This window comes from Arthrobacter sp. UC242_113 (assembly GCF_044054585.1).
Classification (GTDB): Bacteria; Actinomycetota; Actinomycetes; order Actinomycetales; family Micrococcaceae; genus Arthrobacter.
Genome location: NZ_CP171968.1, coordinates 4,519,247 through 4,545,497, shown reverse-complemented (window position 1 = coordinate 4,545,497; position 26,251 = coordinate 4,519,247). Strand labels below are relative to the sequence as shown.

Annotated in this window: 18 protein-coding genes and 1 tRNA gene; 8 read left to right on the top strand and 11 right to left on the bottom strand. The window is 67.9% G+C overall.

Annotated features, from left to right (window positions below; translation table 11 throughout):
* Positions 1-5: 5 nt before the first annotated feature.
* Genes ACHMXB_RS20745 through ACHMXB_RS20730 form a run of 4 tightly spaced genes read right to left on the bottom strand, consistent with a single transcriptional unit; the run spans position 6 to position 3,945 of the window.
* The gene (locus ACHMXB_RS20745; RefSeq protein WP_395401518.1) at positions 6-1,229 is read right to left on the bottom strand and encodes a DNA glycosylase AlkZ-like family protein; all 1,224 of its coding nucleotides are present in this window, start codon (positions 1,227-1,229) and stop codon (positions 6-8) included.
* 3 nt (positions 1,230-1,232) lie between these two features.
* Entirely contained in the window at positions 1,233-2,468 is a 1,236-nt protein-coding gene (locus ACHMXB_RS20740) for a glycosyltransferase family 4 protein (RefSeq protein WP_395405385.1), read from the bottom strand.
* Between the two features lie 7 nt (positions 2,469-2,475).
* Positions 2,476-2,889, bottom strand: a complete 414-nt coding sequence (locus tag ACHMXB_RS20735) for a 6-pyruvoyl trahydropterin synthase family protein (protein WP_395401516.1) — start codon at positions 2,887-2,889, stop codon at positions 2,476-2,478.
* A 3-nt stretch (positions 2,890-2,892) separates the two neighbouring features.
* Positions 2,893-3,945 (bottom strand): zinc-binding alcohol dehydrogenase, encoded by a 1,053-nt coding sequence (locus tag ACHMXB_RS20730; RefSeq protein ID WP_395401514.1) that lies wholly within the window; start codon positions 3,943-3,945, stop codon positions 2,893-2,895.
* 137 nt (positions 3,946-4,082) lie between these two features.
* Between ACHMXB_RS20730 and ACHMXB_RS20725 the strand changes: the two genes are divergently transcribed.
* Positions 4,083-4,172 (top strand) — tRNA-Ser (locus ACHMXB_RS20725).
* A 423-nt stretch (positions 4,173-4,595) separates the two neighbouring features.
* Here the strand turns inward: ACHMXB_RS20725 and ACHMXB_RS20720 are convergent.
* A complete protein-coding gene (locus ACHMXB_RS20720) occupies positions 4,596-4,949 on the bottom strand; it encodes a hypothetical protein (protein WP_395401512.1) in 354 nt (117 codons plus the stop codon).
* Between the two features lie 114 nt (positions 4,950-5,063).
* Between ACHMXB_RS20720 and ACHMXB_RS20715 the strand changes: the two genes are divergently transcribed.
* Positions 5,064-5,645 (top strand): SRPBCC family protein, encoded by a 582-nt coding sequence (locus tag ACHMXB_RS20715; protein WP_395401510.1) that lies wholly within the window; start codon positions 5,064-5,066, stop codon positions 5,643-5,645.
* Here ACHMXB_RS20715 and ACHMXB_RS20710 read toward each other — a convergent pair.
* From ACHMXB_RS20710 to ACHMXB_RS20700, 3 genes are read right to left on the bottom strand one after another with little or no spacing between them, the layout of a single operon-like run.
* The gene (locus ACHMXB_RS20710; RefSeq protein ID WP_395401508.1) at positions 5,642-8,779 is read right to left on the bottom strand and encodes an efflux RND transporter permease subunit; all 3,138 of its coding nucleotides are present in this window, start codon (positions 8,777-8,779) and stop codon (positions 5,642-5,644) included. The two genes, ACHMXB_RS20715 and ACHMXB_RS20710, sit on opposite strands and share 4 nt — an antisense overlap.
* Position 8,780: 1 nt before the next feature.
* On the bottom strand, positions 8,781-9,233 hold the full coding sequence (locus tag ACHMXB_RS20705; RefSeq protein ID WP_395401506.1) for a hypothetical protein: 453 nt from the start codon (positions 9,231-9,233) through the stop codon (positions 8,781-8,783).
* A complete protein-coding gene (locus ACHMXB_RS20700) occupies positions 9,230-12,388 on the bottom strand; it encodes an efflux RND transporter permease subunit (protein WP_395401504.1) in 3,159 nt (1,052 codons plus the stop codon). The genes ACHMXB_RS20705 and ACHMXB_RS20700 overlap by 4 nt, the downstream gene beginning before the upstream one ends.
* A gap of 482 nt (positions 12,389-12,870) precedes the next feature.
* Between ACHMXB_RS20700 and ACHMXB_RS20695 the strand changes: the two genes are divergently transcribed.
* The 4 genes from ACHMXB_RS20695 (at position 12,871) to ACHMXB_RS20680 (ending at position 21,220) form a co-directional block, all read left to right on the top strand.
* The gene (locus ACHMXB_RS20695) at positions 12,871-13,554 is read left to right on the top strand and encodes a DUF4232 domain-containing protein (RefSeq protein WP_395401502.1); all 684 of its coding nucleotides are present in this window, start codon (positions 12,871-12,873) and stop codon (positions 13,552-13,554) included.
* A 159-nt stretch (positions 13,555-13,713) separates the two neighbouring features.
* On the top strand, positions 13,714-15,204 hold the full coding sequence (locus ACHMXB_RS20690; RefSeq protein ID WP_395401500.1) for an FAD-dependent oxidoreductase: 1,491 nt from the start codon (positions 13,714-13,716) through the stop codon (positions 15,202-15,204).
* Between the two features lie 51 nt (positions 15,205-15,255).
* A complete protein-coding gene (locus tag ACHMXB_RS20685; protein WP_395401498.1) occupies positions 15,256-20,310 on the top strand; it encodes an ATP-dependent helicase in 5,055 nt (1,684 codons plus the stop codon).
* Positions 20,303-21,220: an Fpg/Nei family DNA glycosylase gene (locus ACHMXB_RS20680; RefSeq protein ID WP_395401496.1), complete on the top strand. Its 918-nt coding sequence runs from the start codon at positions 20,303-20,305 to the stop codon at positions 21,218-21,220. The genes ACHMXB_RS20685 and ACHMXB_RS20680 overlap by 8 nt, the downstream gene beginning before the upstream one ends.
* A 104-nt stretch (positions 21,221-21,324) precedes the next feature.
* Here the strand turns inward: ACHMXB_RS20680 and ACHMXB_RS20675 are convergent, their stop codons facing one another.
* Positions 21,325-22,020 carry a YitT family protein gene (locus ACHMXB_RS20675; RefSeq protein WP_395401494.1) on the bottom strand — a complete coding sequence of 232 codons (696 nt, stop codon included), beginning with the start codon at positions 22,018-22,020 and terminating at the stop codon, positions 21,325-21,327.
* Positions 22,021-22,080: 60 nt separating this feature from the next.
* On the opposite strand from ACHMXB_RS20675, the gene ACHMXB_RS20670 reads away from it, so the two are divergent.
* On the top strand, positions 22,081-23,562 hold the full coding sequence (locus ACHMXB_RS20670) for a PLP-dependent aminotransferase family protein (protein ID WP_395401492.1): 1,482 nt from the start codon (positions 22,081-22,083) through the stop codon (positions 23,560-23,562).
* Positions 23,563-23,780: 218 nt separating this feature from the next.
* On the opposite strand, the gene ACHMXB_RS20665 is transcribed toward ACHMXB_RS20670, so the two are convergent.
* Both ACHMXB_RS20665 and ACHMXB_RS20660 read right to left on the bottom strand, forming a co-directional pair.
* Complete coding sequence (locus ACHMXB_RS20665; protein ID WP_395401491.1) at positions 23,781-24,473, bottom strand: SRPBCC domain-containing protein; 693 nt, start codon at positions 24,471-24,473, stop codon at positions 23,781-23,783.
* On the bottom strand, positions 24,466-25,095 hold the full coding sequence (locus ACHMXB_RS20660) for a helix-turn-helix domain-containing protein (RefSeq protein ID WP_395401489.1): 630 nt from the start codon (positions 25,093-25,095) through the stop codon (positions 24,466-24,468). Before ACHMXB_RS20660 ends, ACHMXB_RS20665 begins: the two co-directional genes overlap by 8 nt.
* 207 nt (positions 25,096-25,302) lie before the next feature.
* Between ACHMXB_RS20660 and ACHMXB_RS20655 the strand changes: the two genes are divergently transcribed.
* Positions 25,303-26,250: an RluA family pseudouridine synthase gene (locus ACHMXB_RS20655; protein WP_395405383.1), complete on the top strand. Its 948-nt coding sequence runs from the start codon at positions 25,303-25,305 to the stop codon at positions 26,248-26,250.
* Position 26,251 lies beyond the last annotated feature (1 nt).

Here is a 26,251-nt window from a genome sequence, read left to right as displayed (position 1 = left end):
GCCAGTTAGCGGGCGGAATCCAGCGCGTCGATCCGCTCCTGGCGGGAGGCCGGCGAATCCAGGCTGAAGGAGCGGAAGTCGCCCAGGTCCTCCCGGATCCACGCCTCAACCTCGGCGATGCGCTGCTCGACGGCGGGCGTCCGGCCGGCAAAGAGCCAGGCCGCTATCCTTTCCCTACCGGGATCGTACTGCCAGAGCCCGATGATCCTGCCGCGGTCAAAGATGGGATGGTCGGGCAGGTCCGCCTGCAGCGCCAGGGTAGCGTTCAGCAGCTTCCGGTCCCGGTCCTCGTCCGCAAACAGGTCCGCCGCGTTCCGCCGGTGCAGCACCAGCGAATCGGTGCCGGCCAGCAGCTGGATCTGTTCCCCTTCCGGCGGACTGAAGTCCGCGAGGCGTTCGACGTCGGCCGGCAGCATCCAGAGCACCTCGCCGGCCGCGGTGGGCACCTCCACGGCTCCGACGGCGGCGAGCGCCGCCTTGCTGTCGGTGAGGGTGAAGCCGGAGAACCACTGGGACTGCTTAATGGTGGCGCCGCCGGTCCAGCCGAGGTAGCGGCGAATCAGTTCCTCGCGGGCGCCTTCGGGGCCGAGCCGGCTGGGCGGCAGGCCCCACGGCGTGTAGGCATACCGCTGCTGGTCCAGTCGGCCGTTGACCGGAACGCGGCGGATCCGGCCGTCTGCCTGCAGCAGCCCCAGCGCCGTGGGCAGCGTGGTGGCGGCCCCCTTTTTCTTGCCTTCCTCGCCCAGGCTCCGCACCGACTCCCCCAGCTCCTCCTTGAGCTGCCTGGGGTCCAGCGGACCGTCGGCTTCGCCGAGGACGTGCAGGATCTGTTCCTCCAGCAGCGTGATCTCGCCGCGGTCGACGCCGAGCCTGGCCAGCACCCGGAAGGCCTCTTCGGCGTTTTTGCCCAGGCTCAGTGCCCAGTCGAAGTCCTCCCGGCCCAGCACGTAGGTGCAGCCGCGGGCGGTGGGCAGTTCGTGGATCTTGAGTTCGCGGACGTCCGTGTCCACCTGCTCACGCCGGATTCCGGCGCGGGCGAAGAGGGTCAGGTACGGGTTGGCGCCGCCCACGGACCTCGCCCAGCCCGCGGCGGCGAGCACCTCCTGCGGCGAGCGGCCTTCGAGTGTTCCGTCGAGCCCCTGCCGGTGCCAGGCCCAGGCGCGGAGCAGCTCCGGGGTGAGGGCTTCAACGGCTGGCAGGGTGGCGGCAGACGGGACGTGGCTGGTCATGCCTCATTCTCCATCAGCAGGCGGTTGCGAGGAATGGCCGACCGGCGATGCTTTCGGCGCCACGTAGCCGAGCAACTGCCGGGCAGTGGCGTCCCAGCCGGGCAGGAGTTCCCTCCCGGCCAGGGCGCGCCGCCGCCATTCGGCACGCAGCCCGGGGTCCGTGAGCCAGCTGCGCAGCAGGGCCGCCAGCGGCTCCGGGTCCGCCTCCCCGGTTTCAGGTTCAAGGCCGCGTTTGACGGCGGGGCCCAGTTCGACGGCGGGGCCGAGCTCGACGGCGGCACCGAGCTCGACGGCGGCGCCGGGCAGGGCGGGCTCCGCACCTTCCGGGGGCCCCGGCGCGGTTTCCGCACCCAGTCCCAGCGCCTCCACCGCCCCAGTGCCGGCCCGGACAATGACCGGCACGCCGCGGGCCACCGATTCGGTGACAGCCATGCCGAAAGCCTCCACCCTGGAGACCAGCAGGCTCAGGTCGGCGGCGTTCCACTGCTGCTCCAGCGCCTCGCCGGTCAGTTCGCCGGGCAGCTGCACCCGGCTGCCCAGGCCGTAGCGGTCTACTGCGGCCGCGACCTGGCGGGCGTAGTCGGGGTCCGCAGTGGCCGAGCCGACGAGCGCTGCCGTCCATTCGAGATCCTGCAGCCGGGCCAGCGCACCGAGGAGGATCAACTGGTCCTTGTTCGGCAGCAGTGCCGCCACGGCCAGCAGGCGTGGCGGATCGGATCCGGCCGCCACCGGGCCGCGTTCGGTTCCGGGCAGCGCGGCCCGGACACCGGGCAGGCCGTGCCGCCGGCTGATCTCGCCGGCGGCGGAGCCGCTGGTGCAGATCACGCCGGCGGCTGCCCGCAGCGCCCGGGCTTCCAGGTCCGGGTGTTCGTCCAGGGGCATGTGCAGCAGGACCCACGGCGCGTGGCCTGCCGCGGCGGCCGCCTCCATCGCTTCGGGGGCGCCGGAGGCCACCAGGCCGTCAACGATCGTGATGGTGTTGGCGGGCATCCCCGCCGGCCCCCCTGCCTGGGTGCCTGCAGTGGTTCCCGCACCGAGCAACCCGGCCAGCCGCCGTCGTTCTTCCTTGCTGCCTACCGGCCAGTTGCCGGCAACCGGCCGGATGGTTACCTCTGTTCCCAGTTGCTCGAGGCCCTGCGCCAGCGCTGCGTTGTAGACGTTGCCGCCGGAGTTGTGCCGGATATTTGCGGGAACCAGAAGCCGGATGGCCGGCGGCGGGGCCGGTAGCGGGGGCAGCATGGCCGCGTCAGCGGTGGTCGGGCTCGGGGGCCTGGAGCTCAAGGGCATAGCTTGCCCAGGCATCGGGGTTTTCCCGAAGGGTGACGTCCAGGCCAGCGAGCTCACGTCCGTCCGTGTCCTCCCGCAAGCGCGCTGCGACGGCGTCGGCGATGTACTGCGCCAGCGCCTCCGTGGTGCTCAGTTTGCCGGCGAAGTCCGGGTGCTCGTCCAGGTTCCGGTAGTTGAGCCCGGCCAGCACCTCCTCGATCATGTTGCCGGCGGCGCCGATGTCCAGGACGATGGCGTCGTCGTTGAGGGCACGACGGCGGAACGTCACCTCCGCGACGAAGGTCGCCCCGTGCAGGCCCTGGGCGGGCCCGAAGGCCTCGCGGGGAAGGCTGTGGGCGATCATGAAGTGGCGGCGTACGGTCAGGCTGAACACTGGTTACCTCGCGGTTTCGGTGGGTTCGGTTATATGGACGGGGTATTCGGAGCCGGAGGCTCCCGTGGGCGGGTATTCAATGACGTGGCACAGCGCTTCGAGCCGGCCCCCGGCCAGGTCCTGAACCACGCCGGGCAGCCCGGTGAAGTCCGAGGCGCCGGTAAGGAAGGCGTCGAACACCGGGTCCTCCAGCAGGGACACAGCGAGCTCCAGCCTGTCGGCGTTGGTCCGGCGGTGCCGGCGGGCCCGCGCCACGGCGCCCACCTGGCTGGCCCGGATGGACAGCCTGCGGGCGTGGAAGTCCTCACCGAGCGGGAGCGTGATTTTCCGGTCGGCGTACCAGGACATCTCGATGATGTCGCCCTCATCCCCCACCAGCTTCAGGCTGCGTTCCAGCCCACCCTGGGACGCGGAGCAGTGGAACACGATGTCACAGTCCGGCAGGGCATCCTCCGGAAGGGCGAAGTCGACGCCGATCGCGTCGGCGAAGTCCTTGCGGGCGGGGTCGAGGTCCACGAGCTGGAGCCGCGCGAGGGGAAACGTGCGCAGCAGCGCGGCCACCATGCCGCCCACCAGCCCCGCGCCGATCACGGCGACGCGGTCGCCCAGCCTTGGCCCCGCCTCCCAAAGGGCGTTGACCGCCGTTTCCACGGTGCCGGTGAGGACCGCGCGGCGGGGAGGAACGGCGTCGGGAACGCGGGTCAACGAAGACACCGGGACCACGTACCGGTCCTGGTGCGGGTGGAGGCAGAACACGGTCTGCCCCAGCCAGTCAGCGGGGCCCTGCTCCACCACCCCCACGGACAGGTAGCCGAACTTCACCGGCGACGGGAAGGAGCCCTCCTGGTGCGGGGCGCGCATTTCCTCGGCGACGCAGGGCGGAACGGCGGCCTGGTGGACCACGAGTTCGGTGCCCTTGCTGATGCCGGAGTACAGCGAGCGCACCAGTGCCTCCTCCGGGCCGGGGACGGGCAGCTCCTCGGTGCGGAGTTCACCCTGGCCGGGACCCACGGTCCAATATGCGGTTGCTTCGGTCTGCTGCTGGGAAGTAGTCATCTTGCTTATGAATCTAGTGCCCGGCCCCGATTTCCGGGAAGATGCGTCCCGGCGTGGCCGCTCCGGCGGCCTGAACCGCGGCGGAAAAGCATGCCGTTTTGGGGATGCGGGCCTTACTCCGGTACCCTATTCAGGTTGGTGACGTGTCCGAGCGGCCGAAGGTGCAACACTCGAAATGTTGTTTGGTGTAAAAGCCAACGTGGGTTCAAATCCCACCGTCACCGCCAAGTAGCGAAGACCCCGGTTCCCTCTGTAGTGAGGGAGCCGGGGTCTTTGGCTTAACGTGGCGAAGACTGTCCCAGCCCCTCGGGAACCTCGGAGGGGGTCTCCTCGCGTAGACCATCAAGGTCGTATCCGGGACCTCTCCGCGCTGCGTTTCGCCGGGGGCGGCGGCCCGCTCATTCCCCGGTTCGCAGAACGGGCCGCCTACCGAAGCCGTAGATCCAGGAGACCCGTTACGGCGACGGTAGCGGGATAGTACCGCCACGGGCTTGGGAAAAGGTGGCGCCGATTTGGAACCTAAGCAAGCTGTCCATTAGTTTTGTCGGGAACGTTCCGTGTTCCCCCATACACGGAGCGGTTGCCTAGAAGAACCCCGCCGCACTCCTGTGCGGCGGGGTTCTTCGCTGTATGGCCCACAGCCGGGCCTGTTACTCGGCGCCGGACTTCTGTTCCCGGTCGAGGAGGTTCTTCCTGATCTCGTCCAGCTTCTCCTTGATGACCCGCTCCGCGTCCGAGATGGTCTTCCCGGCACTGCTCAGCGGATCCAGCTGCACGTACACCTCGTGCCCCACCGGCAGGTCGTACTCATCCTTCAGGTGGGTGCCGCCGCCGACCCCGTCCAGGGTCAGGTACACCTGGGCGTCGGTCCGGGCGATTCCGGCGATCCTGCCGAACACCACGGTGAAATCGTTCGGCTGAAAGCTCACCGTCTGGCCAACGTGGCTGCGGTCAAGCTCCCCCGCCGTCACGGCCTTCTCGTACTGGCTTCCGCTGTAGTTCATCGCTACTCCTCAATTTGGGCGTGGTGACTTACGCCAGCAGTCTATGGCGGACTGGCGGCACGCGCTTGAATGGTTGCAGATCTTTTCGCGCGCACGAGCTGGCAGGAGGCCCATATGAACGCCAAAGGCACCAGGAGCACGGACTACGCCTTCGTCACGGTCTGGCGCGTGGCCGGGACGGCCGAGGAGGTGGCAGCGGTTCTGGGTGACGCCGCCGGGCTGGCCCGGTGGTGGCCGTCCGTGTACCTAAGCGTGGAACCCATCCATGAGGGCAGGGAAAACGGCGTCGGGCGGATGGCGAGGCTGCACACCAAGGGCTGGCTCCCCTATACCCTCCGGTGGACCCTCACCGTCACCGAACCGATCACCAGCAAGGGCTTCGCGATCCGCGCAACCGGGGATCTGGACGGGACCGGGCGCTGGACATTCGAGCAGGACGGCCCGGAAGTCCTGATCACGTATGACTGGCAGGTCAGCGCCACGAAGCCGCTGCTGAGGCGGCTCAGCTGGCTGCTGAAACCCGGCTTCTCCGCCAACCACCGCTGGGCAATGGCGCGCGGCCAGGAAAGCCTCGCCCTGGAACTGCGGCGCCGGCGGGCGGGAACCGGTCCGCACTCCGTCCCCGCACCACCGCCGCCCACGTTCCCGCGGATGGCGGGGCGTGGGCGGCGGATGGACCAGCGGGTTGGTGGCTAGGCGTTAGCCAGGACGGGCTCCGGCGGTGCCTGGTGCCGCTCGGCCTTCGGCTTGGCGAACCTCAGGTACAGCGACGGGACCACGAACAGGTTGAGCAGCGTGGACGTCACCAGGCCGCCGAGGATCACCAGGGCCATGGGATGTTCAATCTCATGGCCGGGGATGTTCCCCAGGACCACCAGCGGCACCAGGGCAAGCCCCGTGGCCAGGGTGGTCATCAGGATCGGCGAGAGGCGTTCCCCGGCACCCCGCAACACCAGTTCCGGACCGAATTTTTCACCCTCAAACTTCTCCAGGTGCTGGCAGTGGTTGATGAGCAGGATGCCGTTCCTGGCCGCGATGCCCATGACCGTCAGGAAGCCCACAATGGACCCCAGCGACAGCACCCCTCCGCCCATGAAGGCGGCGAACACGCCACCCACCAGGGCAATCGGCAGGGTGAGGATCACCAGCGTAGCCAGCCGCCAGCTTCCGAAGGCCACCTGCAGGAGCAGGTAGATCACGGCCAGTGCCCCGATGGCGAGTGAGAGCAGTGTGCTGGTGGCCGCCTGGCGCTCCTGGAACTCACCCAGGATCTGCGTCCGGAAGCCTTGCGGCAACTCGACTTTTTTGAGCCCCTCCTCCATGGCCGCGACCACCGAGCCCAGCGCGCCTTCCTTCACGTTGGCCTCAATGTCGATCCGCCGCGAATGTGCGTCGCGCTGGATCACGTTCGGGGTCGGCTTCACCTGGACGCTCGCCACATCGGACAGCAGGATCTTCTTTCCGCTGGGCGTATCGATAGGCAGGTTCCGGATGCTGGTGATGTCGGACCGGACCTCCGGCGGGCTCCAGACCTGGACGTCATAAGCCTTGCCGCCCCGGTACACGTCGCCCACTTCCTCGCCGGCCACCATCGTCGCCGCGGCCCGCCTGACGTCGCCCGGCTTCAGACCGTAGCTCTGGGCCTTGGCCAGGTCAACCTCGATATTGAGCTGCGGAATATCCTTCTGCAGTGCCGTATGCGGGGCAACGGTCCCTTCCGTCTGCTCAAAGATCGTCTGGATTTCCGCGGCCTTTGAACGCAGGAGCGCCAGATCATCCCCGTAAAGCCGGACGACGACGGCGTCGCTTGCGCCGGTGAGAACCTCACGGATCCGTTCCTTCAGGTAGGTCTGGACGTCCCGCACGATGCCGGGATAGCCGTCCACCACCTCGTGGATGGACTTCAGCGTCTTGTCATAGTCGACCGCAGGGTCGATGCTGATCCAGTTTTCGCCAAAGTACACCCCCACGACCTCATCAGCGTTGAAGGCCTGGCCGATGTGCGAACCGCAGTTCCGGACCCCAGGGACCGTCAGCAGTTCCTCGCAGGCCTTCTGGCTGACGCGGTACTCCTCTGTCACCGACGTGCCCGGCTGGGTCAGCCAATGCATCAGGAAGTCGCGCTCCTTGAAATCAGGCAACAGTGACTGCCCGAGCAGCGGTGCCGTGATGGCCCCGATGGCCGCCATGGTGCCGAAGGTCGCGTAGCCCGCCACGGGCCTCCTCACCATCTTGCTCAGGATTGCGCGGTAGCCGCGTTTCAGCACCCTCACCAGCGGCGGTTCCTGCTCCTTCAGCGGAACCTTCCGCATGAAGATCAGTGCCAGCGCGGGTGTGACGGTCAGCGCCACGAGCATCGATGCCAGCACCGCCAGGGTGTAGGAGATGGCCAGCGGCCTGAAGAAGGCCCCGGTCAGTCCCTGCAGGAAGAAGATCGGCACCGCAGCGGCGATGATGATCAGCGTGGCGTAGATGATCGGCCCGCGGACCTCCAGTGAGGCCTCCAGGACCACGGAAGCAGTGGACCGTGACCCGCCTTCCGCCCGGTGCTGCCGGAGCCTTCGGATGATGTTCTCGATGTCGATGATCGCATCATCCACCACCACCCCGACGGCAATCACCAACCCCGCCAGGACCATGGTGTTCACCGATGCTCCTGTGATGTAGAGGACGGACGCCGCCGTCACCAGCGACAGCGGGATGGCGATCAGGCTGATCAACGCCGTGCGCCATTGGAAGAGGAACGCGCCCAGCACCAGCACCACCAGGATGCAGCCCAGCATCAGGGCACGGCTGAGGTTGTTCAGCGACTCCTCAATGAACGTTGCCGGCCGGAAAATCTCCGTATCGATGGTGATACCGCTGAGCCCCGGCTCCATCTGCTGCAGCGCCGCTTCCACACCCTTCGTGACTTCCAGGGTGTTGCCCCAGGGAAGTTTCTCAACGATGAGCATCAATCCCTCGCCCTGGTTGATCACGGCGTCACCAATGAGCGCCTGGTGGTCTTCCACGACGTTGGCCACGTCACCGAGGCGGAGCGGCTTCCCGTTCTTCTCCTCGATCGTGATCTCCGCGAGGTCCTTCGGCGTGGTGATCGGCAGGACGTGCTGGATGCTGATCCGCTGGTTGGGCGTCTCAACGTGGCCGCCGGTGCCGATGACGGAACCCGGCGAATACTGCAGCAGCCCCGCGTCCAGGGCGTTGGCGGTGACTTCCATGACCTGGTTGAGGCTGACGTCGTTGGCCTTCAGCTTCTCCGGAATGGCCTGCACCTGCAGCATCTGCAGGCGTTCGCCCCAGATGGCCACGTTCGCCACGCCCGGGACCCGCAACAGGTGCGCGCGGATCTTCCAGTATGTGATCATGGACATTTCCATCAGCGACCGCTGGTCCGACGTCAGCCCGATCTTCATGACCCGGCTGGTGGAGGACAGCGGCTGCAGCATCACCGGAGGAGCTGCCCAGGTGGGCAGCGACGGCGTGACATTGGCGATCCGCTCCGAAACCAGCTGGCGGGCCTTGAGCAGGTCCGCACCCGGAGCGAAAAGAAGCACGATCGAAGACAGCTGCTCCACTGACTTGGAGCGGATCTCGTCCAGCCCCTCGACGCCGTTGAGGGCGTCTTCGAGCGGAACTGTCACCAGCTGCTCCACCTCGGCAGCGGTAAGGCCGATGCAGATGGTCTGAATCTCCACCTTCGGCGGCGCAAATTCGGGAAAGACGTCCACAGAGGCCGTGCTGAGCTGGACGCCGCCGAACGCCATCATTGCCACTGCGATGGCCACCACCAGGGCGCGGAATTTCAGGCTGAACCCGACAATCCGGCGCATGTCAGTGACCCTTTGTGCCGAATTCGGCGCCGAAAAGTTCCGCGGCACCAACGGTGACAACATCGGTTCCTACGGGCGGACCGGACTGGAGCTGCACCTTGTTGTCGGCAATCTTCTCCACGGTCACCGCGGCCCGGATGTAGGTCCGGGGCTCGGGATTGGTGTAGACCCAGGTCTTTCCGTTGGCGTCATAGACCAGCGCGCCGTAGTCCACCTGCAGCGGACTGCCTTCGCCCTTGGTCACCTTGACCGTGGTCACGCCCAGCCTTTCCACGGCCTTGTCTGTCAGCGTCAGTTTGTTCAGGTCGGGGCCGGCCTTCTCCATGGTGGACGCTGCCTGCCCGGCGGGCGCCGCGGCGGTTTTCACTGTGGCACATCCGGAGAGGCCAATGGATGCTGCGCAAACCAGCACCAGAACAGAACGCCAGCCGCCAAAATCACTATTGCTTTTCATGACAATTCCGACCTCTCTGCCAGAACCGGTCCGTTGTTGATCACCAATGAGCTCCCCCAGTCCGTGTTGGTGCGTGGACCAACGCGGAGGAAGAGGATCGGCAGAATAAAGAGGGTCAGCAGGGCAGTGGTAATAAGCCCGCCCCACACAACCAGCGCCAACGGAAGGAGCATGCCTCCGCCGACCGGCCCGCCGAGCAGCACCAGCGGCACCAGCGCCAGTCCGGTGATCACGGTGGTCAGAACAGTCGGCAGAAGCCGCTCTCCGGCCGCCTGCCGCATGAGATGCGCCGGGGAATCCGACGGGGCCCGGGACTGCAGGGACTGGTAGGTTCCCATCAGCATGACCACGTCCCTGATCGCCAGGGCGAGCACCGCTGCCAGGGCCACCAGCACGTACACGGAGCCGAAACCGCCGCTCAGGTCGGCGGCGAGGATTCCGCCGGACAGTGCTACCGGAAGCAGCAGGAAGACGAGCCCTGCGAGCCGCCAGTTGCCGAGGACCGTCAGCAGCAGGACCAGGATCCCGGCTGCCGCCGCCAGGGCGAGCCACCAGATGAGGGCGCCGGCCGCCTGCTTTTCGGCGTACTGCGGCGGAATCTCAGCGTGGTACTCCACGGGGAACTGCATTCCCTTGATGGCGGCCTGGACGTCGCTGGTGACGTCACCGAGGCTGCGGCCCTGGATGTTGGCCACGACGTCAATGCGCCTGGAGGTGTCGTCATGGTGGATCACAGCCTGATTCGGGCGGAGCGTGACCTTGGCCACGTCACCCAGCCGGACCTGTCCGCCGTCTGGCTTGTCAACCATCATGTCGGTAACGCTTGTCAGGCTGTTCCGGGTGTTTTCTGTACCTTTGACGATCACCTGGAACACCTTTTGCTGCTCGAACAGGTACCCCACCTCGATGCCCTGCAGGACGGTGGCAGCCGCCCGCCGAACATCACCAGGCTTGACCCCCTCCTTCTGCGCCTTGGCGAGGTCAACTTCGATTTCCGCAACAGGCTGGTCTACCGTGACGTCAACCTGCGGATCAACCACACCGTCCGTACGCGACAGAATTCCGTGGATCTCGTTTGCCTTCTGCCGGAGGATGTCCAGGTCCACACCAAACACGCGCACCCTGAACTGGCGGTTGTCGATTTCGCTGGCAGCAGCAACCTGCTGCTCCGGGTAGGTGGTCACCTTTGCCGTCAGGCCCGGGTAGCCTTCAACAATTTCCTGCACCTGAGAGCGCACGTTGCTGATGTCTGCGCCGTCCTCCATGGTCACCCAGAGTTCACCGGCGTTGACGTCGGAGGAGGTATCGGAGGTGATGGCCCGTCCAACGTGGCCGCCCACGGAGGAAACTCCGCGGATTCCGCTGAGCTCTTCGCTGGCGTTGGTCATGACCCTGTTCATCACGTCTGTCCCCGTGCTCGCCGCGGATGCCCATTCCACAAGGAGGGTCCGGTCGGGAACAGCGGCTACAACGGGAAGTTCCTTCGTTGCAGCGGGGACGATGGCCAGTGCGGCGATGGCCAGTGCGGCGGCAGCAAGCGCGAACACCGTTGCCACCGCTCCGGTGAAGGCCCGCGCCGTGCGCTCGTAGCCGAGCCGGGCCTTGCGGACCACCGAAAGGCTGCGCCGTGGCCGCCTGTTGCCCCGCAGCAGCAGGCTCGCCAGAGCCGGCGTCACCGTCAGGGCTACGAGCATGGCCACAGCGGTGGCCAACAGGTAGGACAGCACCAGGGGCTTCAGGAACGCCCCCTCCACACCCGGGACAAACAGCGCTGGCGCGAGGGCAAGCAGCGCGGTAAGTCCGGCGAACAGGACAGGCACGCGGGACCGTTGCAGCCCGTGGGCAAGCAGGGCTTCGCGCGACACCCGATCATCGGCCGATTCCCGCCGGAAACTGTGCAGGTCGGTGATGACGTCGCCGATAACCACGAGGAGCGCAAGGACCAGGCCCGCGAAGGCCATGACGTTCAGGACCGCTCCCTGGAACTGCAGCACCAGCGCCGCCGCTATGGCCGCCACGGAAATGGCGACGAAGGCCAGCAGGGCGTACCGCCAGGATCGGAATGCGATGCCGATCAGCGCCGTGACCACCAGGAGGCTGACCAGCAGGGCAAGACCCAGGCTGCCAACAGCGGACTCAACAAATGAGGCAGGCCGGAACACGGTGGAGTCGACGGTGATGCCGGAAAGGCCTGGACGCAGCCCGTCCAGCACCGCCTCAACGCCCTGCGTCACGTCCGCAACACTCGTGTCCGGGAACTTCTCGATGACCAGCAGCAGGCCAGGCGTCTTGCCGGTGACAGCGTCGCCGATCAGGGGCTGGTGGTCTTCGCTCAGGGTGGTCACGTCGGACAGTGTCAGCGTCTTGTCCGCTGCGCCTTCAACGCTGACCTTGCCGAGGTCTGCCGGCGTCCGGATCGGAAGAACGTGCTGGATGCCGATGCGCTGGTTGGCGGACTCGAGGAAGCCGCCTGTACCCGGCGTTGATGCTTCCAGGAAGCTCAACGGGGAAACCCACACCGCATTGCCGGCGGTCTCAACCACCTGGTTAAGGGTGACATTTTTCGCGCTGAGCTGCTTCGGGTCCACCTGCACCTGAAGCTGCTGTTCGCGCTGACCGTAGATGGAAACGTTTGCCACGCCCGGGACGCCCATGAGCGCCGGCTTGACATCCCAGCGGGCCAGAACGGACATGTCGATTGGCGACACGTCCTGTGAGGACATCTGGACCATCATGACGCGGCTCGTTGAGGAGAGCGGCTGCATCAGCACCGGCGGAGCTGACACGTTGGGCAGCGCGAAGGCCTGCGTCAGCCGCTCTGCGACGAGCTGCCGGGCGCGGAGGATATCGGTGCCAGGCTCAAAAACCATCTCAATCGAAGAGAGGCCCGGGACTGACTTCGAACGAATTTCGTCGAGCCAGGCGACCCCGTTCAGCAGGTCGGCCTCCATAGGCGAGGTAATGAGCTGTTCGACCTCCACGGCGGACAGGCCCAGTGCCTCGGTTTGGATCTCCACATGTGGCGGAGAGAATTCTGGAAGATTATCCACTGGCATTGACGGCAGGGTTGTTAATCCGAACCCCAGAATGCCGGCAGCAGTGGCTAAAACAATCAATCGAAACTTAAGACTCCAGCGGACAAGCCAACCGGTCATAACCTCAGCCCCCATCGTTATTGGCTTCGGCGGCGTTGCCGGAAACCAATGACTGATGCGCCTCTTCAGGAACGTCCGCAGCGGCGTTGCCACGAACGAGTGCCGAGCTGTCTCCCCGCAACCCTGCGCAACCCCCGTTTCCGGGGGACACTTCTGGCCACGGGAGTGATGATGGACCGCGGCCAGACTACGAGCGGTGTTTCCTTGCCGGAATTCCTTGCGGGGGTGGATTCCTACAAGGTTAAGACAAGCGAGACCAAGATCATTTTGGCACACCGAAAACTGCAGATCAACGCAACGTTGGCCACAGAATTAGGTAATTCTGCGCTACCGAGCTGGTTTATCGTTGCATCAGCGTCGGCGGGAGCGCTCTTGGACCGAACGGATGAAGTCCGCCCGCAGATGTCACAATCCGGACGTCAAATCAGAGTCCCCGCCGCGCCTTCGTTGACTCCGGCAAAAACGCCCGCAATGTTAGAGCCATGAGGCCTCAGCGAATCACCAACGGACTGACATGCACGACGGCGGCTGCCGCCCTGGCGCTGCTGCTCACCGCTTGCGGACCAAGCCAGCCCGCCACCCAGGGGACCACGGAACCGGCAACCGGTTCAACCACCCCGAGCACGCAGGCAGCCCCCGAAACTTCCACACCGCCGTCGTCCTCTTCTTCGACCTCCCAATCGCAGCCGGCTTTGCCAACTACAACTTCTTCGACTCCAGAGGCACTGCAGTCCGCCGCCGCCGGCGCCCAGCTGTGCAAGGCCTCAGGACTGAAAGCCACCACGGATGCCACGGGCGGCGGGGCCGCCGGCAGCGTCTACATGGAGCTGATCCTCACCAACAGCGGCAACGCCTCCTGCCACCTGAAAGGGTTCGCGGGCGTGTCCCTGACCACCGGACCGAACGGGCAGCCAATCGGGGCCCCGGCCCAACGCGACACCTCCGCTGCCGTCCAGGACGTTCTGCTGGCCCCCGGGAAATCAGGCACCGCGGTGCTCCGCTACACGCAGGCGGGGAACTACCCGGACTGCACCAAGACCCCTGCCGCCGGATTCCGCATCTACCCGCCGGAGGACACGGCATCGCTGTTCGTGGCCCGGCCCTCGGATGCCTGCAGCAACGCCTCCATCGAGCTCCTCAGCATCGGCGCATTCCAGGCCCGCTAGAGCAAAGTTTGCCTCAAGCAACCTGTCCTGTTCCAAGCCTGTTCCGGCCCGAACTTCGTAAGTACACTTACGATTACGTCGGGGTCCCCGCTGCCAGCGCCGGGCCTGCTGCGGGAACGCCCCGCGACAAAGACGCAGGCCAAAGGCAGGTTGAGATACGTGACGTCACTCTGGTTGGACCGCACCGACACTTTCAGCGGCGACCCGTTCACTCCCGGCGAGTCCTATGACACCGTGGTGGTGGGCGCCGGCCTGACCGGCCTGACCACTGCCCTGCTATTGGCCCGCTCGGGACAGAACGTGCTTGTCCTGGAAGCGCGCGGCCTGGGCGCCGTGGCCACCGGCAACACCACGGCCAAGGTCACCCTGCTGCAGGGCACCGTACTGTCGTCCCTCCGGCAGCAGTACCCCCAGAAAGTGGTGGACGCCTACGTGTCCGGCAACAGGGAGGGGCAGGCATGGCTGCTGCGGTACCTGGAGCAGCGCGGCGTGCCGTTCCAAGTGCGCGACGCTTACACGTACGCCGCTACCCAGCAGGGCACAGAAGCAGTGCGGGCGGAGCTCACGGCCGCCCTCGCCGCCGATCTCGAGGTGGACTACGTCCGGGATGCGGGTTTGCCGTTCCCTATCCGGGGAGCCGTACTCCTTCGCGGGCAGGCCCAGATCAACCCCATGGACGTACTCACCTCGCTGGCAGAAGACGTCCGGAGCCATGGCGGCAGGATCGTCACAGGGGTGCGGGTGCGGAACGTCACCGGCGCGGCGCCGTCAACCGTCCATGCTGACCACGGATCGGTCCGTGCCGACTCGGTGGTGCTGGCCACGGGCAGTCCCATCCTGAACCGCGGCCTGTATTTCACCAAGCTCAAGCCGAACCGCTCCTACGCCGCGGCACTGGAACTCGCAGGAGACGCGGCGCCGCCGGAGGGCATGTACATTTCCGTGGAACAGCCCGTGCGCTCCATCAGGGACTACCCGGCGGACGGCAAGAATCTTCTGCTGGTAGGCGGCAACGGCCACCCGGTGGGAAAGGCCCGCTCAGAGAAGGAACATCTGGAGAACGTCCTGTCCTGGGCACAGCAGCACTTCCCCGGCGCCAGTGTCACCCACACGTGGTCCGCGCAGGATTACCAGGCCACCAATCTCATGCCGTTCTTCGGCAAACTCCCCCGCGGCCGCGGGCGCATCTTCTTCGGCACCGGCTACAACAAGTGGGGCATGACCAACGCGGTGGCCGCGTCCCTGGGCATCGCCGCGGACATCCTTGGAGGCCAACTGCCCTGGGCCAACACCATCCACCGCAGGGTGACATCACCTCCGGGCGCGGCCTCGGCCGTGACCCTCAACGCGGGGGTGGCCGCCACGCTGGCCAAGGACTGGGGCAGACTGCAGAAGCTTCCTCCGTCGGACGGCACCGTGCCCGAAGAGGGCACCGGCACCGTGGCGATGCGCGAACGGAAGCCCGTTGCCACCTCAACCGTCAACGGAACAACGTGCAGCCTGTCCGCAGTCTGCACGCACCTGGGCGGAATCCTGCACTGGAACGACAACGAAAAGTCCTGGGACTGCCCGCTGCACGGCTCCCGGTTCAGCAGCGACGGCCAGGTCCTGGAGGGGCCGGCCACCCGCGACCTTCCTCCGGCCGGGTAAGGCCGGCCTGATGCTTCTATCGGTGTCGGTGCCGTGAGGCATGATGGAGGCATGCAGTCGCAGGAGCCCGCCGGCACAGCCACCGGCACGTCCGCCGGGGACTCGATGGGCCAGTTCAGCCGGCCCACCAGGGAGTGGTTCCTTGGCGCGTTTTCCGAGCCCACCCCCGCCCAGCAGGGGGCTTGGAACGCGATTTCGTCCGGTTCACACGCCCTTGTTGTTGCGCCCACCGGCTCAGGTAAAACCCTGGCTGCCTTCCTCTGGGCCCTTGACCGGCTCCTGGTGTCCGGGTCGGCTGCACAGGCCGCTGCCGTGCCCGACGGTGCCGTGCTACCGGGGCTCGAAGAACCGCCAGGGGTCGCCAAGGCCAAGCAGTCCCGGGCACGGAAGCCCAAGCGGAAAACCCGCGTACTGTACATCTCCCCGCTCAAGGCGCTTGGCGTCGACGTCGAACGCAACCTCCGCTCCCCGCTGATCGGCATCACGCAGACGGCCAAGCGGCTGGACCTGCCGGCTCCCCTGATCACCGTCGGGGTCCGGTCCGGCGACACCCCCGCCTCGGACCGCCGCGCCCTGCTCAGCAACCCGCCGGACATCCTTATTACCACCCCCGAGTCCCTCTTCCTGATGCTCACGTCCAGGGCCCGGGAGACACTCAGTGAGGTGGATACCGTCATCGTGGACGAGGTCCACGCCGTGGCCGGCACCAAGCGCGGGGCGCATCTGGCCGTGTCGCTGGAGCGGCTGGACGCCCTCCTGCCCGCGCCGGCGCAGCGGATCGGGCTCTCCGCGACGGTCGAACCGCGGGAACTGGTGGCGCAGTTCCTGGCCGGTTCCGCCCCGGTGGAGATCGTGGCCCCGCCCTCGCGGAAGAACTGGGACCTTACGGTGTCCGTCCCCGTGCAGGACATGTCCGATCTGCAGGGCGCCGCGGGAGCCTTCGATTCCGGGCCCGCCTCGGGCCTGCAGCCGCAGGCCTCGATCTGGCCCCATGTGGAGGAAAAGATCGTAGACCTGGTGCTGGCCAACCAGTCCACCATCGTCTTCGCTAACTCGCGCCGGCTGGCAGAACGCCTGACCGCGCGGCTCAACGAAATCCATGCTGAACGCCAGCTCCTGACAGTGGGCGGAGGCTGGGATGACCCAGCCCCACCCGCGCCCGGAGGTGTCCCGGCGTCGACCGCCACGCCTGCCCACATGATGGCGCAGGCAGGAAGCACAGCGGGGGCAGAGCCGCTGCTGGCCCGCGCCCACCACGGCTCAGTGTCCAAGGACCAGCGTGCCCTGATCGAGGACGACCTTAAATCCGGGCGGCTGCGCTGCGTCGTGGCCACGTCCTCACTGGAGCTCGGCATCGACATGGGTGCCGTGGACCTCGTGGTGCAGGTGGAGTCACCGCCTTCGGTGGCCAGCGGGCTGCAGCGCGTGGGCCGCGCCGGGCACCAGGTGGGCGAAATCTCCCAGGGCTACCTGTTCCCCAAGCACCGCGCCGACCTCGTGCACACCGCCATCACCGTCGAACGCATGCTGGACGGCAAGATCGAGCGGCTGAGCGTGCCGGCCAATCCGCTGGACATCCTGGCCCAGCAGACCGTCGCAGCCACCGCCCTGGGCAGCATCGACGTGGAGGAATGGTTCTCCACCGTCCGCCGATCAGCGCCGTTCGCCACCCTCCCCCGGTCCGCGTTCGAGGCCACACTGGACCTCCTGGCCGGGCGCTACCCGTCGGATGAATTCGCCGAGCTCCGGCCCCGGATCGTCTGGGACCGCAACGCCGGGACCATCGAGGGCAGGCCGGGAGCCCAGCGGCTGGCCGTCACGTCCGGCGGCACCATCCCGGACCGCGGGCTGTTCGGCGTCTACATCATCGGCACGGAGACGGAAGGATCGGCCTCCCCCGCCGGGGCGGGCGACGGCAAGGGTTCGGGCACGGCCCCCGCCAAGGGCGGCCGGCGGGTCGGCGAGCTCGACGAGGAAATGGTCTACGAATCCCGGGTCGGGGACATCTTTGCGCTGGGAGCCACCAGCTGGAAGATCGAGGACATCACGCACGACCGCGTGCTCGTCTCGCCGGCCTTCGGCCAGCCCGGCAAGCTGCCCTTCTGGAAGGGCGACTCGCTGGGACGGCCCGTGGACCTTGGCCGCGCCCTCGGCGCGTTCGTCCGCGAACTGTCAGCGTCCGACGTCGGCCCCGCCACCGAACGCTGCAAGGCCAGCGGCCTTGACGACTTCGCCGCGAACAACCTCCTGCAGTACCTGTCCGAACAGAAGCTGGCCACAGAGGTGGTCCCGAGCGACACGACGCTCGTGGTGGAACGCTTCCACGACGAACTCGGCGACTGGCGGGTCATTCTGCACAGCCCGTTCGGCATGCCGGTCCATGCGCCCTGGGCCCTGGCCGTGGGCCAGCGGCTGCACCAGCGGTACGGGCTGGACGGGTCCGCCATGGCCGCCGACGACGGGATCGTGCTCCGGGTGCCCATGATGGAGGACGAGCCTCCCGGCGCCGAACTGTTCCTGTTCGACCCCGAGGAGCTGGAGCAGATTGTCACCGCCGAGGTGGGCGGCAGTGCCCTGTTCGCCTCCCGCTTTCGCGAGTGCGCCGCGCGCGCCCTGCTGCTGCCCCGGCAGACGCCCGGGAAGCGGCAGCCGCTGTGGCAGCAGCGCCAGCGGTCCGCCCAACTGCTGGACGTCGCCCGCAAATACCCGTCGTTCCCGATCGTGCTGGAAACCGTCCGCGAATGCCTGCAGGATGTGTACGACCTGCCGGCCCTGAAGGACATCGCCGCCTCGGTTGAACGGCGGGAACTCCGGATCGTCCAGACCACCACCCAGCAGCCGTCCCCGTTCGCCAAGTCCCTGCTGTTCGGCTACGTGGCGCAGTTCCTCTACGAAGGCGATTCCCCGCTCGCCGAACGGCGGGCGGCCGCCCTGGCGCTCGACTCCACGCTGCTCAACGAACTCCTGGGGCGCGTGGAACTGCGCGAACTCCTGGACGCCAGGGTCATCGACCAGACCGAAAGCGAGCTGCAGCGCCTTGCCCCCGACCGCAAAGTCCGCGGCGTGGAGGGCGTGGCCGATCTGCTCCGCCTGCTGGGGCCCCTGGACCCCGAGGAAGTCGCGGCCCGGCTCACCCCGCCAGACGCGCCTGCCGAAACCGAACCGCTGGTTGAGCCTGTCGAAACCAGGCCGGCCGAAGCCACAGTTGCCGAAGCCGCGGCCCACCTCGCGGCCCTCCAGCGGGCCAACCGGGCCATCAAGGTGACCATCGCCGGCATCGAACGCTTCGCCGCGGTGGAGGACGCGGCCAGGCTGCGCGACGCCATCGGGGTGCCGCTGCCCATGGGCGTTCCTCTTGCCTTTATCGAGCCGGTGGCGGACCCCCTTGGCGACCTCGTCTCGCGCTATGCCCGCACCCATGGTCCCTTCACCGCCACCGAAGCCGCTGGCAGGCTGGGACTTGGTGCCGCCGTCGTCGGAACTGCCCTGAAGCGGCTGGCGGCCGACGGACGCGTGGTGGAAGGCGAGTTCCGGCCGCACGCCGAGGTCCCCGCCGGTGGACGCCCGGAAGCTTCCGTGTCTGATTCCGGTGGCGGCCTTGACTCGGTCGCGGAAGCGGCGGCGGCGTCGGCCGCTTCCTCAGCGGCCGTGTCCCTGGCCGGCAGCGAATGGTGTGACGCCGAGGTCCTCCGCAAGCTCCGCCGCCGTTCGCTGGCCGCGCTGCGGGCCGAGGTGGAGCCGGTGGACATCACCGCCTACGGCCGGTTCCTGCCGGCGTGGCAGCACGTCCGCACTCCGGGCGCGGGACGGGGGCAGCCGGCGCTGCGCGGACTCGACGGCATCATCACAGCGGTGGACCAGCTCTCCGGCGTGCCCATACCAGCTTCCGCGTGGGAACCGCTGGTGCTCGCCAGCCGGGTGTCCAACTACCAGCCCGCCATGCTGGACGAGCTCATGGCCGCCGGGGAGGTCCTCTGGTCAGGTGCCGGCTCACTTCCGGGCAACGACGGCTGGATCAGCCTGCACCTCGCGGATTCGGTGGAACTGACGCTGAACCCGTCACCCGAGTTTGAACCGGGCGACGCCCAGCGGAGGCTGCTGGACCACCTGCAGGCCAACGGAGGCGGCTATTTTTTCCGGCAGCTGACGGACATTGCCGGCGGCATGGACGCGGTACTGGGCGACCAGGACGTCGTGTCCGCGATCTGGGATCTTGCGTGGGCCGGCCGGGTCACCGGGGACACGTTCGCTCCGGTCCGGTCGCTGATCGCCGGCGGGCACACCGCCCACCGGCAGGTTGCGCGCGCGCCGCGGGCCAGGGCGCCGCGCCTCAGCCGGCTGGGACGGTCGCACGGGACCGGGCTGCTCGGCTCCCCGGGACTGTCCGGCGGACGGTACGGCTCGGCCGGCGGCGCGGTCCCCACCCCGCCGCTCGCGGCCGGGCGCTGGTCCGCGCTTCCCACCCCCGAGCTGGACGCCACGATCCACGCCCGCGCCACGGCGGAACTGCTGCTGGACAGGTACGGCGTGGTCACCCGCGGTTCCGTCATGGCCGAGAACATCTTGGGCGGCTTCGGGCTCATGTACAAGGTCCTGGCCCGGCTGGAGGAGGCCGGACGGTGCAGGCGGGGGTACTTCATCGAGCATCTGGGTGCCGCCCAGTTCGCCGTTCCCGCAACCGTCGACCGGCTGCGTTCTTATACCGAGGACGCCCAGCTGGCCAAGCCGGAACCCGTGGCACTGGCCCTGGCGGCAACGGATCCGGCCAATCCCTACGGCGCGGCCCTGTCGTGGCCCGCCGGCAACGTCGAGGCCGGCAGCGGGCACCGCCCCGGGCGGAAAGCCGGCGCACTCGTGGTACTGGTGGACGGCGCGCTGGTGCTGTACGTCGAACGCGGAGGCAAGACGCTGCTGGTGTTCACGGAAGACGAATCGGTCCTCGGCGCCGCGGCCGGCGCCCTCGTGGACGTGGTGAAGCGCGGCGCGGTGGACAAGCTCGTCATGGAAAAGGTCAACGGCCACGGCATCCTCGACACCCCTGCGGCATCGGCGCTGACGGCCGCCGGGGCCTACTCCACACCGAAGGGGCTGAGGATCCGTGCCTGAAGGCGACTCCGTCTGGCGCGCCGCCAGCCAGCTTCACGCTGCCCTCGCCGGCCAGAAGCTTCTCGCGTCCGACTTCCGCGTGCCCCGCTTCGCCACCTTGAACCTGGCGGGCTGGACCATGGAGGAGGTGGTCCCCCGCGGCAAGCACCTGCTGATGCGCCTGGTGGGACCGGCCCAGGAGCGGCTGACCATCCACTCGCACCTGAAGATGGAGGGCAGCTGGCAGGTCTACCCGCCCGGGGGCAGGTGGCGGAAGCCGGGATTCACGGCCCGGTGTGTGCTCCGCACGGCCGTTGCCGACGCCGTCGGATTTTCCCTGGGCCTCCTTGAGGTGATCAAGACCGGTGAAGAAGACAAAGCCGTGGGTTTCCTCGGTCCGGACCTGCTGGGCCCGGACTGGGACCCTGCCGAGGCCGAGCGCCGCGTGGCGGCGAGGCCCGACGTGCCGGTGGGGGTGGCACTGCTCGACCAGAGCAACCTCGCGGGCATCGGGAACATCTACCGCTGCGAGGTGTGCTTCCTGGCCGGCATCCATCCGGCGTCCCCGGCGGCCGCGGTGAAGGACTGGCCCGCGATGTTTGCCGACGCGAAGCAGCTGCTCGAGGCGAACCTCGGACCGGGCCGCCGGACCACCGTGCTCAACGCCCGCGGAACGCCGGTGGGCCGTGCCGCCGGCCGGCCGGGCTACTGGGTGTACCGGCGTGAGCACCAGCCGTGCCTGCGCTGCCGGACGCCCATCCGGCACGGCGTGCTGGGAAAGAGTGTGCCGGGCAGGAGTGGTGCGGGAACCGGGGTGGCGGGAGGCCGCGGTCCGGGCGCCGCGGGCAGCTCGCCCCCGGTGGTCACCGAAGAACGCGACATCTACTTCTGCCCGAAGTGCCAGCCACTTCTCGACGGCTCCGAAGCCTGACGGCCACGGGCCGGGACACGTCCGAGGCGCCAGGACACCATCAGCACCAAGACGCGCACACTTGGGCGACCTCGAACCGGCCGCGTTTGCGGAGAGAATGCGCGTCAGGAAGCGGCGACCGGTTCCTCCGGCTGATCCTCGCGGTCCCCGGTCTCCGGCTCGGCGCTCTTGCCGGCGCCTTCCACGGTTCCACCAGCGGCGGCCTGAATCCTTGCCGGCTCCCGGGCCGGAACCATGAAGTGCGGCAGCAGGAGTTGGACCAGCGGGCCGATCGCCAGCGCGTAAACCACAGTGCCCACTCCGACAGCGCCGCCGAGGAGCCAGCCCGCGGCAAGCACCACCACCTCGATCAGCGTCCGGGACCAACGCACGGACCAGCCGGTGCGTTTGGCCAGGCCCGTCATAAGCCCGTCCCGGGCGCCGGGCCCGAACCTGGCGCCGATGTAGCACGCAGAGGCGATGCCGTTGAGCACCACCGCACCGCCCAGCAGCGCGATCTGGCCTCCCAGGTGGGAGAACGCAGGGATCAGGGCGAGCCCGACGTCGGCGAAAACCCCCACGAGGACTGCGTTGCAGAGCGTGCCGAAGCCCGGCCGCTGCCGCAGCGGAATCCATAGCAGGAGCACCAGGAAACTGACGATGATGACCACCGCGCCGATGCTCAGGCCCGTCTTGCCGGCAACGCCCTGATGGAAAACGTCCCAGGGGTCCAGCCCGAGCCCGGCCCGGATAAACATGGCCAGCGAAATGCCGTACATGGCGAGGCCGGTGAAGAGCTGTACAAGTCTGCGGGTCATCATTGAACCATCCTGAGGCATAACTGGCCTTGTTTTCCATGGCCAGTTTGAAATACTGGCCTCATGTCCGGATCACTCACACCCACCGCCCTCGCCCGTCTCCTGGGCCAGTGGCACCACGGCAACGCACCCGCGTACCGGGAATTGGCCGACGTCGTGCGGCTTTTGGTCCTGGACGGCCGCATCCCGCTGGGCACCGCGCTGCCCAGCGAACGGACACTGTCCGCCACCCTCTCCGTCAGCCGCACCACGGTGACGGCGGCCTACATGAGCCTGCGTGACCAGGGGTTCCTGAGCAGCGGCCAGGGCACGCGAGGCCGCACATGCCTGCCACCGACGGCCTACACGGCAGGGCAGCAGCGGGACTCCCGCGCGGGCCTGTCGGGCGCGCCGGGGCTGGCCGTTCCCGACGGCGTCATCGACCTTGCGTACGCATCCCTCCCGGCCAGCGGTGAAGCGGTCCACCAGGCCTTTGCAGCTGCCCTCACGGAACTGCCTGCCCTGCTGCCCGGATTCGGCTACGACGCTTTGGGCGTGCCGGCACTTCGGGAGGCGATTGCCGGCCACTATGCCGACGCCGGCGTGCCCACCACAGCCGGGCAGATCCTGGTGACGTCCGGGGCGCAGCATGCGCTGAACATCGTGCTGCGGGCGCTGGTCGGCAGGCAGGACAAGGTCCTAGTGGAGCAGCCGACCTATCCGAACGCGCTCGACGCGATCCGCGCCACAGGCTGCCGCGTCGTGCCGGTATCCCTTCCGCCCACGCCGGAACGGGGCTGGGACCTGGACTCGATCGAGTCTGCCCTGATGCAGCAGCGGCCCCGCATGTTCTATACGGTCCCGGATTTCCACAACCCCACCGGCCGGCTGATGCCCGACTCACAGCGCCGCCGACTGGTCGGTGCCGCCGCGGCCTCCGGCACTGTCCTGGTGGTGGACGAGACGCTCCGAGAGCTGAATCTCGACGGCGGCACAACGGCGCCACTGGCTTCCTTCAGTTCGTCCGTGGTGTCCATAGGATCGCTGAGCAAATCGCATTGGGCGGGCATGCGCACCGGCTGGATCCGCGCATCGGAGAGCCTGATTCAGCGGTTCGCGGCCGTCCGGACCACGATGGATCTGGGCGGCCCGGTGGTGGAGCAGCTCGCGGCGGCCCATCTGGTGCGCAACCTGGCCGATCCCCTGGCGGCCCGCCTGTCCGCACTCCGCGACAACCGGTCCGCGCTGCTGGACCTGCTCAAGGTCCACCTGCCGCGGTGGGAGGCGGAGAGGCCCGACGGCGGGCTGGCCCTCTGGTGCCGGCTTCCGTCGCCCAGCAGCACGGCCCTGACCGTCATCGCCCCGGAACTCGGCATCCGGCTCGCTGCCGGGCCGCGCTTCGGCGTGGGCGGGGTGTTCGAGAACTTCCTTCGCATTCCGTTCACGCTGCCGCCGGAGCAGCTGGAGACGGCAGTCCTCGCGCTCCGTGCCGCCCAGGACAGGCTCGACGCCGCCCCGCAGCTGAGGCGCTCACTCCGGGACTCCCCCGCCGCCGCCATCGCCTGACCCCCGGCGGCCCAGTGTGCGCACCCGCCCCCGCGACGCGGATAGTGCCCCGCGACGCGGATGGTGCCCCTCGACGTGGACTTTCCCTGACGACGCGGGAAGTGCCCCTCGACGTGGACTTTCCCCGACGACGCGGGAATTCGGGTGTCCCAAGGCAATATGCGCGTCATCCGGCAAATAGCGCGTCGCTCAGCAACATGCGGCCTCCTGACCCAGGTCTAGGCGTAGACCTTCCCGAGGAACGCACCCCAGGCCTCGGCGGTGGCGCCGGAGTCGCCGCTGCCGCTGAAGTCGTGGACGGTCATGCCCACGGGTGCGCCGAACGCATTGCGGCCGAAGAAGCGGTAGAGGGCGTCCCCGGTCCGGAGGCCCAGGAAGTTCGCGTTGGAGAAGTCCACCTGCCCGGTGAGCCGCCCAACGCCGTCGACCTCCACATCAAAACTGTCGCCCTGCGATTCACCGTCCAGGCCGAGCGCCTTCTTGAGCTGCGCAAAGCCGTCAGGCGCCTGCGAAGCCGCCGGAGCCTGGATATCCGTGAAAACCACCGGCTGGCCGTCGAAGTGCTTCAGGTACTGCCCAAGGGTGTGGAGGTAGAACTCCGTGTGCTTGCTGGCGCCGTCGTACTGCTGGTCCCAGTCGTCCGCGAAGATGCCGCTGTGGACGTAGTGAAGCCTGGCCCGGCCGCCGTCGACCGGCTCCAGTACGTGCTCGAGCTGGTTGAACCAGCCGTCCGGCCCCTCCATCCGCGAGACCAGGTGGTGCGGATACTCCTCGACGGTTTTCACGTCCGGCCACTGGTCGGTTGGGAACATCCAGCCCGGCGTGCCCTTGGTGACGGCTTCCCAGACCCGTTCCGGCGAGCCGGGCAGCTCGGTGTCAAAAACAATCTCGAATTTCCGGTCGTCAGTCATTGTCCTGCTCCTTGGCTGGGATGGTTCTGGTTGGGTCCTGGGCTGCCGGCTTGAGTGCCGGGTGAAGCGCGACGACGAGTCTGTGCTTCCGTCCGCCGGCGCCGGCGTGGTGGTACTTGTCCACGAGCCGGGTTACCGCCACGCCCAGATCCTCGGCGAAGGCGGCCCGGTCCGCCGCACTGCGGAAGGTGATCTCGCCGTCGATAGCGAAGGTGGCCAGTTTCTGCCGCGCAGCCGCAGCACCGGCGATGAGCTTCCCCATTTCCTGGACCATGCGGCCGGCGAGCGCCAGCAGCCAGAAGGCCGAGAACCGGTCCGTGAAACGGTGCGGGTCCGGCGCCACCGACTGCAGGGCCACCGGGGAGATGAGGTAGGAGGCGGCGGTGGCCCGCAGAACGCGCTCGGTGACGTTGCCCTTGCGGCGTTCCTCCACCAGCTCCACGAGGCCGTGACGCTCGAGTGCCTTGAGGTGGTAGTTCACCTTCTGCCGCGGCAGCCCCACCTTCGCGGCGAGCTGCGTGGCCGAGCCGGGCTCCGTCAGCTCCTGGAGGATGCGGGTCCGGATGGGATCCAGCGAAGCCTCCGCCGCGGCCGGGTCCTCGATCACTTCGATGTCCAACATGGTTCAAGTATCCTCACCGACAAATTTAATTGTCAAGAACTTTTTTCTCGTCCGTTGCCGAGTTCGCCGGAACCGTGCGTGGACGCCGGAACGCTACGGCTAGCCCGCACCGCTCCGGCGAATTCGGCCAGCTGCGGCGAACGGCGGCGACGGCCCCTACCCGGCTGGCCGAGCGGGCCGGAAGGCGCAAAGTAGAATGGACGGGTGATGCAATCCCCCCTTCCCGTGCGCGACGGCGTGAACGCGACCCGCCTGCGCCTCCCGGACGAGGGCCCCTGGGACACCGCAATGGACTACATGATGCACCGGTGGGGGCACATCGACCCCCAGGGCATCGAGGACCGGTTCGACGCCGGCGAGATCGTGGGCGAGGGCGGCATCCCGCTGCACCGCGGCACCAGGCTCGAGGACCACACCTTCATCTGGTACTACCGCACGCTCCCGCCGGAAACCCGGCTACCTGTGGAGCTGAACATCCTGCACCAGGACGAGCACATCCTGGTAGTGGACAAACCGCACTTTCTGCCCACCACCCCGGGTGGCACGTACATCCAGGAATCGGCGCTAGTCCGGCTCCGCAACCAGCTGGACCTTCCGGACCTGATCCCGATGCACCGCCTGGACCGCATGACGGCAGGCATCCTCCTGCTCTCCACCAACCCCGGGACCCGCGGGAAGTACCAGGTTCTCTTCGAGAAGCGCCAGGTCCAGAAGGAGTACGAGTGCGTGTCCGCGGCTGTTCCGGCCGCCGGGCATCCCGCCGTCGACTTCCCGGTGGTGGTCCGCAACCGCATGACGAAGTCCCGCAGCTACCTTCTGGCGGAGGTCATCGACGGCGAGCCGAACGCGGAGACCCGCATCGACCTGCTGCGGACGTTCGACGGCGCCGGCAGCCACGCATCCGCAGGAGCAGGACGCCGCGGCCTCTACCGGCTGGAGCCGCACTCCGGGAAAACCCACCAGCTCCGGGTGCACATGGCTTCTCTGGGGCTGGGCATCCTGCACGATTCGTTCTACCCCGACCTGCTGGACAAGGCGCCCGACGACTACACCAAGCCGCTCCAGCTGCTGGCGCGCGGCATCCGGTTCGTGGACCCCGTCACGAACGAACCCGTCGAGTACCGCAGCCGCCTCCAGCTGAGCGAAGTCCGCTAGC

Excerpts from the sequence above, each read along its gene's own strand:
- ACHMXB_RS20740 (WP_395405385.1), bottom strand. The coding sequence starts at position 2,468 with ATGCTGCCCCCGCTACCGGCCCCGCCGCCGGCCATCCGGCTTCTGGTT.
- ACHMXB_RS20715 (WP_395401510.1), top strand. The coding sequence starts at position 5,064 with ATGAACGCCAAAGGCACCAGGAGCACGGACTACGCCTTCGTCACGGTC.
- ACHMXB_RS20700 (WP_395401504.1), bottom strand. The coding sequence starts at position 12,388 with ATGACCGGTTGGCTTGTCCGCTGGAGTCTTAAGTTTCGATTGATTGTT.
- ACHMXB_RS20720 (WP_395401512.1), bottom strand. The coding sequence starts at position 4,949 with ATGAACTACAGCGGAAGCCAGTACGAGAAGGCCGTGACGGCGGGGGAG.
- ACHMXB_RS20675 (WP_395401494.1), bottom strand. The coding sequence starts at position 22,020 with ATGATGACCCGCAGACTTGTACAGCTCTTCACCGGCCTCGCCATGTAC.
- ACHMXB_RS20710 (WP_395401508.1), bottom strand. The coding sequence starts at position 8,779 with ATGCGCCGGATTGTCGGGTTCAGCCTGAAATTCCGCGCCCTGGTGGTG.
- ACHMXB_RS20660 (WP_395401489.1), bottom strand. The coding sequence starts at position 25,095 with ATGTTGGACATCGAAGTGATCGAGGACCCGGCCGCGGCGGAGGCTTCG.
- ACHMXB_RS20655 (WP_395405383.1), top strand. The coding sequence starts at position 25,303 with ATGCAATCCCCCCTTCCCGTGCGCGACGGCGTGAACGCGACCCGCCTG.
- ACHMXB_RS20670 (WP_395401492.1), top strand. The coding sequence starts at position 22,081 with ATGTCCGGATCACTCACACCCACCGCCCTCGCCCGTCTCCTGGGCCAG.
- ACHMXB_RS20685 (WP_395401498.1), top strand. The coding sequence starts at position 15,256 with ATGCAGTCGCAGGAGCCCGCCGGCACAGCCACCGGCACGTCCGCCGGG.
- ACHMXB_RS20745 (WP_395401518.1), bottom strand. The coding sequence starts at position 1,229 with ATGACCAGCCACGTCCCGTCTGCCGCCACCCTGCCAGCCGTTGAAGCC.
- ACHMXB_RS20695 (WP_395401502.1), top strand. The coding sequence starts at position 12,871 with ATGAGGCCTCAGCGAATCACCAACGGACTGACATGCACGACGGCGGCT.
- ACHMXB_RS20730 (WP_395401514.1), bottom strand. The coding sequence starts at position 3,945 with ATGACTACTTCCCAGCAGCAGACCGAAGCAACCGCATATTGGACCGTG.
- ACHMXB_RS20665 (WP_395401491.1), bottom strand. The coding sequence starts at position 24,473 with ATGACTGACGACCGGAAATTCGAGATTGTTTTTGACACCGAGCTGCCC.
- ACHMXB_RS20705 (WP_395401506.1), bottom strand. The coding sequence starts at position 9,233 with ATGAAAAGCAATAGTGATTTTGGCGGCTGGCGTTCTGTTCTGGTGCTG.